The organism is Providencia sp. R33, from assembly GCF_019343475.1.
GTDB lineage: Bacteria > Pseudomonadota > Gammaproteobacteria > Enterobacterales > Enterobacteriaceae > Providencia.
Map to the genome: position 1 here is coordinate 2,948,734 of NZ_CP072453.1, position 12,546 is coordinate 2,961,279.

Genomic DNA, 12,546 nt, shown 5'->3' on the forward strand with positions numbered 1-12,546 from the left:
AAAATACGGATTACCGCACATTTCACAAAATAAATTCGGGTAATTTCTCTGATAAGACCAGTATTTTGCTGCTATATGCCACGAAATAATTATAATAGCGTCCTTTGTCAGTAGAAATTCCATTTATTTTTATGATAAAAGATGACAAACGCGCAACATCGCGTTATGTTGTCGGACTATTGATATATCGTCGGAGTTAGCAGCATAATGGCAGAAGATATTCACATTTTACTCTTGAACGGGCCGAACCTAAACCTGCTAGGTACACGGGAGCCAGACAAGTACGGCAACCAAACTCTTGCTGATATCGTCGCCAAACTAGGCGTTGAAGCAGGCCAGTTAGGTGTAAAATTGAGTCATTTTCAATCAAATGCGGAACATGAACTCATCGATAGAATTCATGCTGCACGCCATGATGTTGATTTTATTCTCATTAACCCGGCTGCATTCACACATACTAGCGTGGCTCTACGTGATGCATTACTGGCCGTGTGTCTCCCGTTTATCGAGATCCACCTGTCTAATGTGCATGCGAGAGAACCATTTCGCCAACATTCTTATTTCTCCGATATGGCTGTCGGTGTAATTTGTGGTCTAGGTGCGGACGGTTACAGCTTTGCTTTACAAGCTGCAGTTAACCGTGTGCGTCTAATTAATTCAATCCAAATATAAGAGTACGGAATCATATCCATGGATATTCGTAAAATTAAAAAGTTGATCGAGCTGGTCGAAGAGTCTGGCATTTCTGAACTGGAAATTTCTGAAGGTGAAGAGTCAGTACGTATCAGCCGTATTTCACCTGCATCTCAGGTTATGGCTGCACCTCAACAATTTTACTCAGCACCTGTTGCACAACAACCTGCTCTGGCGAATGCTGTTGCACCATCTGAAGCGATGGCAACACCAGCTGCACCAGCCGTAGTTGCAGGGCACCAAGTTCGCTCACCAATGGTAGGAACGTTCTACCGCGCACCAAGCCCAGAAGCGAAATCATTCGTTGAAGTTGGCCAAACTGTTAGCGTTGGTGACCCACTTTGCATCGTTGAAGCGATGAAAATGATGAACCAAATCGAAGCAGACAAAGCAGGCGTTGTTAAAGCCATTCTGTTGCAAAACGGTGATGCAGTAGAATTTGACGAGCCATTAGTTGTCATCGAATAACGAGGCGTCTCCATGCTGGAAAAAATTGTCATCGCAAACCGCGGGGAAATCGCACTACGTATTTTGCGTGCCTGTAAAGAATTAGGCATCAAAGCTGTAGCGGTTCACTCCACGGCTGATAGCGATCTAAAACACGTGTTGCTGGCTGATGAAACTATTTGTATCGGCCCAGCAGCCTCTGCAAAAAGCTACTTAAATATCCCTGCGATTATCTCCGCAGCTGAAATTTCAGGCGCACAAGCGATTCACCCAGGATACGGCTTCTTGGCTGAAAACGCTGATTTTGCAGAACAAGTTGAAAACTCAGGCTTTATTTTTATCGGCCCAAAAGCTGAAACCATCCGCCTAATGGGTGACAAGGTTTCTGCGATTAGCGCGATGAAAAAAGCAGGTGTTCCGTGCGTGCCGGGTTCTGATGGCCCATTAGGTAACGACACTGAAAAAAATAAAACCATCGCAAAACGTATCGGTTTCCCTGTGATCATCAAAGCCTCTGGTGGCGGCGGTGGTCGTGGTATGCGTGTGGTTCGCAACGAAAAAGATTTGGAATCTTCCATCAATCTGACACGTGCAGAAGCGAAAGCGGCTTTCAATAACGATATGGTTTACATGGAGAAATACCTTGAAAACCCACGTCATATTGAAATCCAAGTCATGGCCGATGGCCAAGGCAACGCGGTTTATTTAGCAGAACGTGACTGTTCAATGCAACGTCGCCACCAAAAAGTGGTTGAAGAAGCACCAGCACCAGGGATCACCCCTGAAATTCGCCGTAGCATCGGTGAACGCTGTGCCAATGCCTGTATTGAAATCGGTTACCGTGGTGCGGGTACCTTTGAATTCCTGTTCGAAAACGGTGAATTCTACTTTATCGAAATGAATACCCGTATTCAGGTTGAGCACCCAGTGACTGAAATGATCACTGGTGTTGACTTAATCAAAGAGCAATTACGCATTGCCTCTGGTTTACCATTATCTGTTAAGCAGGAAGATATCGTGGTTCACGGTCACGCTGTTGAGTGTCGTATCAACGCAGAAGACCCGAAAACCTTTATTCCTAGCCCAGGTAAAATCACACGTTTCCACTCTCCAGGTGGCTTCGGTGTGCGTTGGGAATCCCATATCTACGCAGGCTACACTGTACCTCCGTACTATGACTCAATGATTGGTAAGCTGATCACCTATGGTGAAACTCGTGAAATCGCGATTTCTCGTATGAAAAACGCATTAAATGAGTTAATCGTTGATGGCATCAAAACCAACATCGAGCTGCATCAGATGATTATGAACGATGAAAACTTCCAAAAAGGTGGAACTAACATCCACTATTTAGAGAAAAAACTGGGCATTTCTGAGTAATCTTGAAATTGTCTGTTTGACTCATCGCCAATAAATGCCGCAACGCTCTGCTTTGCGGCATTTTTTTGTACTAAACACCTTTTCTCTCACTTTTCTTATGCCTTTTCTTACACTCTACCTACGGATTATCGTACAATCCCTGATTATTTTTTATGTGAGTGAGGAGGAATAACGGATGGACAAACGTTTTCTTCAATCCAATAAGGAAGCGCGCTGGTCTCTCTATTTGACCATCGCATACATGATAGGCTGGATAATTAGTGCCTATCTACCTGATAATACGCAAGGCATCACTGGTCTACCATTATGGTTTGAGTGGTCATGCCTTATTGTGCCCGTCATCTTTATTTTGCTCTGCATTATGATGGTTAAAATTATTTTTAAAGATATTCCTCTGGAGGAGAAGGATGCAGATTGAAGTTCTTCTACCTTTAATTGGTTACCTAACACTGGTTTTTCTGTTATCCGTCTATGCCTATAAGAAACGGACAAAAGGGGAATTCCTTAATGAGTACTTTTTAGGTAATCGTTCCATGGGCGGGTTCGTCCTAGCCATGACCATTACAGCAACCTACATCAGCGCAAGTTCATTTATTGGCGGGCCCGGTGCCGCGTATAAATATGGCCTAGGCTGGGTGCTACTTGCCATGATACAGCTGCCAGCTATTTGGCTGTCTCTCGGAGTATTAGGCAAAAAATTCGCTATCTTAGCGCGCCGCTATAATGCAGTGACTCTCAACGATATGCTGTACGCTCGCTACCAGAGTCGATTCTTGGTGTGGTTCGCCAGTATTAGCTTACTCATCGCCTTCTTTGGCGCAATGACCGTGCAATTTATTGGCGGGGCAAGGCTGCTCGAAACCGCTGCGGGTATTCCCTATACTTATGGGTTAATTATCTTTGGTGTCTCCATCGCTCTGTATACCGCGATTGGTGGATTTAGAGCGAGTGTATTAAACGATGCCTTGCAAGGGCTGGTCATGCTGCTGGGAACCGTGATTTTGCTCGTTGCCATTATTTATCACGCAGGTGGTTTACCCGCTGCGATTGAAAAAATGCAGGCCATTGACCCGAAATTGGTTTCTCCTGAAGGGGCTGACGACATCCTAAGTGGGCCATTCTTAGCCTCGTTCTGGATTTTAGTCTGCTTTGGTGTGATTGGCTTACCACATACGGCAGTGCGTTGTATTTCCTACAAAGACAGTAAAGCCGTTCATCGTGGTATCATTTTAGGCACCATTGTAATGGCTGTATTGATGTTTGGAATGCATTTTGCGGGTGCATTAGGCCGAGCCATCTTACCTGACTTAACCATTCCTGACCAAGTCATCCCAACATTAATGGTACAAGTATTACCACCTTTTGCCGCAGGGATTTTCTTGGCTGCGCCTATGGCAGCAATTATGTCCACCATTAATGCTCAGTTACTGCAATCTTCAGCGACCATCGTCAAAGATATCTACCTGAATGCAGCGCCTGAACAAATAAAAAATGAGAAGAAACTCGCACGAATTTCTAGCTTTTCTACCCTGATCTTAGGTGCATTACTTCTCATTGCCGCGTGGAACCCACCGCAAATGATCATCTGGCTAAATCTATTAGCCTTCGGTGGATTAGAAGCTGTTTTCTTGTGGCCTCTGGTACTTGGCCTATATTGGGAGAAAGCTAACGGAACGGGCGCGATTAGTGGCATGGTTGTCGGGGGAGTTTGTTATGCAATCTTAGCGAGCTTCAAAATCCAAATCATGGATTTCCACGCCATCGTGCCATCACTCATTTTTAGCCTAATTGCGTTTCTTGTCGGTAATCTTTTTGGCAAAAATCCAGTACAATTGGCGACAAATTAATTTAGAGACCTATTTTTGATATTGTCTCGCAACATGACACTCATGCTCTAAATAGTTTGGGTTATCTGCATCAATAACGCAATAACCCAAAATATAACAAGTAGTTAAGGAACACTATGCCTTGGATCCAAATCAAAATTAACTCCACAGCGCAACACGCAGAAGCGCTGGGCGACGAACTTATCGAAATAGGTGCCGTCTCTGTGACGTTTCAAGATAGCCACGATACTCCTGTTTTCGAACCGCTACCTGGAGAAACGCGCTTGTGGGGCGATACTGATGTGATTGGCTTATTTGATGCAGAAACGGAGATGAAATTCGTTGTTGCTCAATTAGAAAATAGCCCTCTACTGGGTGCTGGTTTTACCCATAAAATCGAACAGTTAGAAGATAAAGATTGGGAAAGAGAGTGGATGGATAACTTCCACCCTATGCGTTTTGGTGAGCGCTTGTGGATTTGCCCAAGCTGGCGAGATGTCCCTGATCCAACTGCGGTTAACGTGATGCTTGATCCAGGCTTAGCATTTGGGACAGGTACACACCCAACAACGTCACTGTGCTTGCAATGGCTCGATGGCCTAGATTTAGAAGGTAAAACCGTGATCGACTTTGGTTGTGGATCTGGGATTTTAGCGATCGCCGCACTCAAACTCGGTGCCGCTCATGCCATCGGGATCGACATTGATCCTCAAGCGATTACGGCAAGCCGCGATAATGCAGAGCGTAACGGCGTTTCAGAGCGTTTATCTCTCTACTTACCGAAAGACCAACCTCAAGACCTGCAAGCCGATGTGGTTGTTGCTAACATTCTTGCTGGGCCATTACGTGAATTAGCACCAATGATTAGCGTGCTGCCACGTGCAGGAGGATTCCTCGGGCTCTCGGGTGTTCTCGCAACACAAGCAGAAAGTGTCGCAGATGCTTACCGCGCATCCTTTGAAATCGACCCTGTTGCTGAAAAAGAAGAATGGTGCCGCATCACGGGTGTCAAGCATTTTTAGTAGAAATATTATAAAAATCAGAGAATAATTTCTTTGAAAATAACGCTAGAATAGATTATCTTATAGCTCAAATATTGCTCAATTGCTGGCGATAATCTGTTCTGCACGAGATTTGAACAGCGCAACAGTTATTTTAACAAATGGTCACGTAGTCACCTTAACTGTTTGTTAAATATAACTAATTTTAAAATTGCAAAAATGCAAGATAAAAAAATTAGTGATAAATAACCGTTTGCTCAAAGTTTGTCCTTTCATATCTCGTAAAAAATGCGTAATATACGCGCCCTTGCAGTCACAGTATGGCCCCCATTTAGATATGCGAATCGGACAATATCAGTTGAGAAACTGTCTTATTGCTGCCCCCATGGCAGGCATTACAGATAAACCGTTTAGGTCGCTCTGTTATGACATGGGTGCTGGGATGACAGTATCGGAAATGCTCTCTTCTAATCCTCAAGTTTGGAAGACTGACAAATCTAGACTCAGAATGGTTCATCGCGATGAACTTGGGGTTCGTTCTGTTCAAATAGCTGGCAATGATCCCGATGAAATGGCTGCCGCTGCTCAAATCAACGTTGAGAGTGGCGCTCAAATCATCGATATCAACATGGGCTGTCCAGCTAAAAAAGTGAATCGTAAGCTTGCAGGTTCGGCACTGTTACGTTATCCAGACATCGTGAAATCGATTCTTGAAGGCGTTGTTAAAGCAGTGAATGTTCCCGTTACTCTTAAGATCCGCACAGGCTGGTCACCTGAAGAGCGAAACTGCATAGAGATTGCCAAATTGGCCGAAGATTGTGGCATTCAAGCCCTCACTATTCACGGCAGAACTAGAGCCTGTCTGTTTAATGGGGAAGCTGAATATGACAACATTCGGGCAGTTAAGCAGACTGTTACCATTCCGGTTATTGCCAATGGCGACATTACTGACCCGCTTAAAGCCAGAGCTGTTTTAGACTACACAGGGGCGGATGCCTTGATGGTAGGCAGAGCAGCTCAGGGAAGACCCTGGATCTTTCGGGAAATCCAGCATTATCTGGACACAGGTGAGATTTTGCCACCAATGCCTATGGCAGAGGTACAACGCATTATGCTCGCGCACGTACAGGAATTGCACGACTTTTATGGTCAAGGCAAAGGAGCCCGTATCGCGCGCAAACATGTTTCTTGGTACTTAAAAGAACATGCACCTGATGACCAGTTTCGGCGCTCATTCAACGCCATTGAGGATGCCAGCGAACAGCTGGAGGTGTTGGAAGCATTTTTTGAAAATTTTTGCGTAAATAAAGATAAGAGCTGACAGAACTATGTTCGAACAACGCGTAAATTCTGACGTACTAACCGTTGCTACTGTAAATTCACAAGATCAAGTAACTCAAAAACCGTTACGTGATTCAGTTAAGCAAGCACTGAAGAACTATTTTGCTCAATTAAACAATCAAGATGTTAACGATTTATATGAGCTGGTATTGGCTGAAGTAGAACAGCCTTTGTTGGACATGGTTATGCAATATACCCGTGGAAACCAGACCCGTGCAGCCCTGATGATGGGTATCAACCGCGGAACTCTGCGTAAGAAACTGAAAAAATACGGCATGAACTAATCCTAGTCGGTTAATGCAGTGTTTTTGTGAGCCCTCGCTGTGAGCAGTGAGGGCTTTTTATTGTCTTAGATTTCGTAAAATTAAGCCATTTGTGGATTTAAATTAAACTGCTGAACCGCCTGCTGCAACTCCTGCGTTTGCTCAGCTAATGAACTCGCTGCTGTTGCCACTTGTTCAACTAAAGAAGCATTTTGCTGTGTGACACTGTCCATCTGTGTAATCGCTACACCAACCTGTGCAATGCCTTTGCTTTGTTCCTCAGAAGCCACCGTTATCTGCTTCATAATCGCAGTCACTTCATTGATGCCTTGCAGGATGTTTTCCATGGTTTTACCCATTTCATTGACTAACCCTGTCCCTTTTTTAACACAGTCCCCTGAATCAGCAATCAAACGTTCGATTTCCATTGCGGCATCCGCACTGTGGCTGGCTAACTTACGAACCTCAGCCGCTACGACCATAAAACCACGGCCATGTACACCCGCCCTTGCCGCCTCAATGGAGGCATTTAGCGCTAATATATTAGTTTGAAAACTAATATCGTTGATCATATTGATGATATCCGCGATTTTTTGTGAGCTTTGGGATATCTCATTCATTGTCACCACGACCGAATCAACGAGAGTATTTCCTTTGTTTGCCACAACAAACGCTTCACTCGCTAATTGGTTCGCTTGAAGAGTATTTTCCATATTCAACTGCACCGCTGCGGTAATTTGTTCCATACTTGCCGCCGTCTCTTCTAACGCCGCAGCTTGCTCCTCCGTTCTCGATGAAAGATCACTGTTACCATTGGAAATTTCGCTCGCGCCGAGATAAATATTCTCACTACCCTGCCGTATCATGCTAACTGACCCACGTAAGCTTGTTTGCATCTCTTCAAGCAAAGGAAATAGCTTACCAACACAATTGTTTCCAAAAGGTTGAATCGCTTGGCTAAGGTCGCCTTTCGCTATTCGAGAAAAAGATTGCCTTAATACATCTAAAGGCTTTTGCATCATCGCAGCAAGGTAACGATCGGTGAAAATCAACGTTAGAACACCTAGCACTGTTGCCACAATCATCACGATACGCGTAACATCCATTTGGTGGTCAACTTGTCCGCGTGTTGCACTAATCATCTCTTCTGCTGCTTGATTAAACTTTTGGATTGATGCGCCAAATGTCCTGCTCAATGCGGGTGTCACATTATGTGCATGGGTAAGATATTCCTGTGAATTATCTCCCGTACCGAAAACTAACTGTGGCTTAACTCCCTCATCAAGTAGTGCTTGCCAACTATTAATTACTTGCTCAGAAATTTCAGTGTTCATTGGCCCTGGCGAAATCGCTTTCATCTGCTCGAGATAGCTTGCCATATTCTCCATCGCATCCTTAACAGGCGCATAATCAATGGCTTTTCCCTCATTTTTACTTTCCATCACACGCGTTAACCGTGTGACAAAACGAAAATATTGGTCATTTCCTTGGCTCAGAACTGTCATTTGTTTAACAAGTTGCCGGTCAATATCATTACCATCAGCAATACGGGATAGTGACCAACCACTGTATAAACTGGTTCCCCCCAAGATCACACATAAAATACCTAGTAATACGAGCATGACAGCACGAATTGAGTAGTTTCGAAGTTTCTGCATACAATTTCTCTTTTGGTGAGATAAAATGGCGATATTTAACTTTATCGGCGATAAAGAGAAAAAAATTAGCAGCTTAAACTGATTAGTTAATAGTCAAAAAATCAACGATATAGGTAAAAACACTTATAATTCAACAGGGTTATTATTTGGTTTTAAGAGAATCAATTTTACATACGGTATAAATTAATTTTATAAATTTGATGAAGATCGCTAAATACAATATTCTCCTTCCCTATATACGGTAATTATTACCAAGGAAAAAATATTAAAATACTCTTTAAAAATGATATGTTTTTTCAGTATTTCCTCATATATTAAGCAGAAAAAAGGTACAGCAAACCCCGCTGTACCTTGACTACAGTTAGCTTAAAACAAGGTTGAAAAATTAACGGTATATCGGTAACAAATTAAACTGAGCAAGTGATTGGCAGATGATACCAAAAACACCAAAGGCTATAACGGCATAGATTAGCCCTTTCCCGCCCCACACTTTAAATTTTGAATCAGGGAAACGTTCTCTCACCTTCAATGCCATAATTGCAGGACAGATTATCGCCCAAATACATGCCGCCATTCCTGCGTATGCAATTGCGACTAAAAATCCATTTGGGAATAACATACAAAGAATTAAAGGAGGTAAAAAACAAAGTAATGCTGATTTCATTCGCCCTGAAGGGTTATCTTTAAAGTTCAAAGAGGCGAGTATGTAATCAAATAACCCAATAGCAACACCTAAGAATGAGCAGAATACAGCACTAATAGAAAACCAGAGTAAAAATGTCGCAATGTGTTTGCTGTTAAGTACGGCATAGAGTGATTCAATAAATGCGTCTAAGTTACCACCTTTATTAATAATTGTTAAAAACTCAGCTCTTGGTAAATTGCCCATTGTTCCCATAATCCAAAGGAAATAAAGGACGAGTGCGAGTAAACAACCAATTACACAACTCTTAACCACTTTTCTTTCATTTTCATGATATAACTTGTACAAGCTACACACATTACCATGGTAGCCAAACGAGGTAATCGCATAGGGAATAATAATAAAGACGAAAGGCAATAATGCGGTTTGCCCACCTTCAACAGGTGACGTTAATAATAAATCTGTTTTTACGATTAAAAACAATCCAGAAAATGCGAGTATAAATAGAATTATTTTTATAAACAAAAATAATGATGTTAAACGACTCGCTCCGACACCACTCCACCAAATACTCGCACCTAATATTAATGTGAAGGTAATAAATATAAATCTTAAGTTAATGTTATAACCATAAATAGCGGCGGCTTCCTTAATAACAGATCCCGCTGCAGATATATAGGCATATATTAATATATACAGTACAAATATTAGTGCCATGTTAGCAATATAACAGGCCCATTTAGGTAAAAGTTCTTTCGATATAAAAAAATAATTCGTCCCTGATCCATATTTGGAGATGCATTCTAAAATATAAATTCCTGAGTGAAACATAAAAAAACAAACAACTAATAAGATAACTACAGAGTTAATAAACCAAGCTCCTGCCATAATAGTCGGTAAGCTAAACATTCCCGCCCCTATCATAGCCCCGCCTAGCACAAAACCCCCTACCATTATGGAGGGTTCTTTCTTGGCTGCCGAATTATTCATGGTGTTCACCTTAAGAATAAGGATAAGGTTCCCGCATTGCACGGGAACCATAAGATATACCTATTTTTTATTTAATAGGTTTTAATCTTGCTGTGAAGTGTCTTAATACTGGTGGCTCATATTCAAAATCCAACCCTTTTAAGGTCGCAAATTTATCTTTTAAGCCAATCAGAGCATCTGCAATATAATCCATATGGTCATTGGTATAAACACGTCTTGCGATAGTTAATCGCATAAACTCCATGTCAGCATGCTTTTGTTTTCCAGTTTCTGGGTCACGTCCTAATAAGAACGAACCAATCTCAACAGCACGAACACCTGACTCCAAATATAACGCATTAATAACAGCTTGCGCTGGGAACTGATCACCTGGAATATGTGGAACCAGTTTTTTACAGTCAACAAATACTGCATGTCCACCTGTAGGGTATTGAATTGAAATTCCCCCTTCACGTAAACGATCACCTAAATATTTTACTTGGCCAATCCGATAATGCAGGTATTCTTCGCCAGCACCTTCTTCAAGACCTTGCACCATCGCTGCCATATCACGGCCAGCTAACCCACCGTAAGTCACGAAACCTTCCATTGGAACACAGCGCTGTCTTGCTAACGTAAAGATTTTTTCGTCATTTTTAATACTGACTAACCCACCAATATTTAATAATGGGTCTTTTTTCGCTGACATAGTTAATGCATCAGCATATTTGTACATATCAAGGATGATTTCTTTAATCGTTGCGTTTTTATATTTTGGATCGCGCTCTTTAATAAAATACGCATTTTCACAGAAACGTGCAGAGTCCATAACAACAAAGATATTATGTTGTTTTGCAATTTCATAAACTTCTTTCAAGTTAGACATTGAAACAGGCTGACCACCCGCACTATTACACGTTACAGTTGAAACAATCGCTACAACGTTTTCTGCGCCGTGCTCTGCAATATTATTTTTTAATTTTTGAATATCAAAGTTACCTTTCCAATCATCATAGGTATCTGAGTCATAGGCTTTTTCGGTAACAATATTAATTGCTTTACAGCCATTTAATTCAACGTGTGCTGCTGTTGTATCAAAGTGGAAGTTTGAAATAAATACAGGTTTTTTAGCCCCGCCTTGTTCCTGTTTTACTTTCAAGAGCACCGGGAACAACATATTTTCAGCACCACGACCTTGGTGAGCTGGAATAATATAATCGTAATCAAACATCTCTTTAACTTTATCTTTTAAGTCATAATAGTTACGAGATCCTGCGTACGCTTCATCACCCGTGATCATTGCTGCCCACTGGTGGTCACTCATGGCATTGGTACCAGAGTCAGTTAATAAGTCGATATACACAGCACTGCTTGGTAATAAAAATGGGTTGTATCCCGCTTCTTTTAATGCGGCTTCACGCTCTTCTCTCGATGGAATACGGATATTTTCTACCATTTTAATACGGAACGGTTCTACGATTCTTTTAGCCATGATAATACCTTTAATTTTTCATTAAATAATAAATACAAGAATTCGAACTTATAAAAAATAAGCTAACGAAATTTTTAACTGAGGAAAAATTGAAAGGTTAATTATTTGGAAAAAAGAAAGCTAAGGAAATATCAATATTGAACCATTTCTTCATATAGAAGAAATACCTTGATATTAGTGACTCGTTTAACAAGAACATACTATGACTCCTATCAACAAGGAATTAGTACAACCATCTGCATTATATATATAACAGTTACATTTTTAAATTAACTCCTATTGTCATGTTATTATACTTATATCACATTATTTAGGTTAAATAGCATAAACCCTTTGAGCTCAGTCACAGTGTTTATTTTATGCAATTTAATTGTTAAAAAAAATTTTAATTACTTAACTTATTTCAAAAGAAACTAATAATAAAAAATCTAATTTGATAATTAGAAAGAATAATTTGACTTAATAAAAAAACACCTTAATTAAAATTAAATGGATAAAGCCTTACAACAAGGCTTTATCCGTCACTTAACTAATCATTACTAAGCATCTTTGCCATACTTTGGTGACCTTGGGTTGTATAGACTCTCCTTTGAAGAGGAGTGATAAACCTGTGCAAACCATCATTTCTTGGTGCAAGTAAAATAAAATGTTTTACAGAATTTATTCTTAATATGAATGAATCTTTCTGCATCCATAAATCTCTCTGCACAAAATATCCACATTCTGCATTATTTTAACTTTTTATTAACATTAGCAATTGTACTTTCTCTCAGAAACAGTGAGTGTAGGGAGAACACGTTGTGACCATAAAAATAAACCTGCTACTAAAAATT

11 protein-coding genes are annotated in these 12,546 nt (G+C 41.2%); 8 read left to right on the forward strand and 3 right to left on the reverse strand.

Going from position 1 to position 12,546, the window contains the following annotated elements:
* The first annotated feature begins 207 nt into the window (after window positions 1-207).
* The 8 genes from aroQ to fis all read left to right on the forward strand — a co-directional run bounded on the left by aroQ (window position 208) and on the right by fis (window position 6,972).
* Window positions 208-672: a type II 3-dehydroquinate dehydratase gene (gene aroQ / locus J6836_RS13860; protein WP_219244594.1), complete on the forward strand. Its 465-nt coding sequence runs from the start codon at window positions 208-210 to the stop codon at window positions 670-672.
* Window positions 673-690: 18 nt separating this feature from the next.
* The gene (gene accB / locus J6836_RS13865) at window positions 691-1,161 is read left to right on the forward strand and encodes an acetyl-CoA carboxylase biotin carboxyl carrier protein (RefSeq protein WP_219244595.1); all 471 of its coding nucleotides are present in this window, start codon (window positions 691-693) and stop codon (window positions 1,159-1,161) included.
* A gap of 12 nt (window positions 1,162-1,173) precedes the next feature.
* Window positions 1,174-2,520, forward strand: coding sequence for an acetyl-CoA carboxylase biotin carboxylase subunit (gene accC / locus J6836_RS13870; protein WP_219244596.1), 1,347 nt, complete (start codon window positions 1,174-1,176; stop codon window positions 2,518-2,520).
* A 175-nt stretch (window positions 2,521-2,695) separates the two neighbouring features.
* Window positions 2,696-2,938 carry a YhdT family protein gene (locus J6836_RS13875; protein ID WP_219244597.1) on the forward strand — a complete coding sequence of 81 codons (243 nt, stop codon included), beginning with the start codon at window positions 2,696-2,698 and terminating at the stop codon, window positions 2,936-2,938.
* A complete protein-coding gene (panF, locus tag J6836_RS13880; protein WP_219244598.1) occupies window positions 2,928-4,367 on the forward strand; it encodes a sodium/pantothenate symporter in 1,440 nt (479 codons plus the stop codon). The genes J6836_RS13875 and panF overlap by 11 nt, the downstream gene beginning before the upstream one ends.
* A gap of 116 nt (window positions 4,368-4,483) precedes the next feature.
* Window positions 4,484-5,368 (forward strand): 50S ribosomal protein L11 methyltransferase, encoded by an 885-nt coding sequence (prmA, locus tag J6836_RS13885; RefSeq protein ID WP_219244599.1) that lies wholly within the window; start codon window positions 4,484-4,486, stop codon window positions 5,366-5,368.
* Between the two features lie 316 nt (window positions 5,369-5,684).
* Entirely contained in the window at window positions 5,685-6,668 is a 984-nt protein-coding gene (dusB, locus tag J6836_RS13890; RefSeq protein WP_219244600.1) for a tRNA dihydrouridine synthase DusB, read from the forward strand.
* A 7-nt stretch (window positions 6,669-6,675) separates the two neighbouring features.
* Window positions 6,676-6,972 (forward strand): DNA-binding transcriptional regulator Fis, encoded by a 297-nt coding sequence (gene fis / locus J6836_RS13895; RefSeq protein ID WP_004258438.1) that lies wholly within the window; start codon window positions 6,676-6,678, stop codon window positions 6,970-6,972.
* 80 nt (window positions 6,973-7,052) lie between these two features.
* On the opposite strand, the gene J6836_RS13900 is transcribed toward fis, so the two are convergent.
* The 3 genes from J6836_RS13900 to J6836_RS13910 all read right to left on the reverse strand — a co-directional run bounded on the left by J6836_RS13900 (window position 7,053) and on the right by J6836_RS13910 (window position 11,713).
* On the reverse strand, window positions 7,053-8,609 hold the full coding sequence (locus J6836_RS13900; protein WP_219244601.1) for a methyl-accepting chemotaxis protein: 1,557 nt from the start codon (window positions 8,607-8,609) through the stop codon (window positions 7,053-7,055).
* 385 nt (window positions 8,610-8,994) lie between these two features.
* A complete protein-coding gene (locus J6836_RS13905; protein ID WP_219244602.1) occupies window positions 8,995-10,242 on the reverse strand; it encodes an aromatic amino acid transporter in 1,248 nt (415 codons plus the stop codon).
* A 67-nt stretch (window positions 10,243-10,309) separates the two neighbouring features.
* Window positions 10,310-11,713 carry a tryptophanase gene (locus tag J6836_RS13910; protein WP_219244603.1) on the reverse strand — a complete coding sequence of 468 codons (1,404 nt, stop codon included), beginning with the start codon at window positions 11,711-11,713 and terminating at the stop codon, window positions 10,310-10,312.
* Between the last annotated feature and the right edge of the window lie 833 nt (window positions 11,714-12,546).

Bases quoted from the DNA above. Each gene is read 5' to 3' on its own strand.
- J6836_RS13900 (WP_219244601.1), bottom strand. From the start codon at position 8,609: ATGCAGAAACTTCGAAACTACTCAATTCGTGCTGTCATGCTCGTATTA.
- fis (WP_004258438.1), top strand. From the start codon at position 6,676: ATGTTCGAACAACGCGTAAATTCTGACGTACTAACCGTTGCTACTGTA.
- J6836_RS13875 (WP_219244597.1), top strand. From the start codon at position 2,696: ATGGACAAACGTTTTCTTCAATCCAATAAGGAAGCGCGCTGGTCTCTC.
- panF (WP_219244598.1), top strand. From the start codon at position 2,928: ATGCAGATTGAAGTTCTTCTACCTTTAATTGGTTACCTAACACTGGTT.
- J6836_RS13905 (WP_219244602.1), bottom strand. From the start codon at position 10,242: ATGAATAATTCGGCAGCCAAGAAAGAACCCTCCATAATGGTAGGGGGT.
- dusB (WP_219244600.1), top strand. From the start codon at position 5,685: ATGCGAATCGGACAATATCAGTTGAGAAACTGTCTTATTGCTGCCCCC.
- accB (WP_219244595.1), top strand. From the start codon at position 691: ATGGATATTCGTAAAATTAAAAAGTTGATCGAGCTGGTCGAAGAGTCT.
- prmA (WP_219244599.1), top strand. From the start codon at position 4,484: ATGCCTTGGATCCAAATCAAAATTAACTCCACAGCGCAACACGCAGAA.
- accC (WP_219244596.1), top strand. From the start codon at position 1,174: ATGCTGGAAAAAATTGTCATCGCAAACCGCGGGGAAATCGCACTACGT.
- J6836_RS13910 (WP_219244603.1), bottom strand. From the start codon at position 11,713: ATGGCTAAAAGAATCGTAGAACCGTTCCGTATTAAAATGGTAGAAAAT.
- aroQ (WP_219244594.1), top strand. From the start codon at position 208: ATGGCAGAAGATATTCACATTTTACTCTTGAACGGGCCGAACCTAAAC.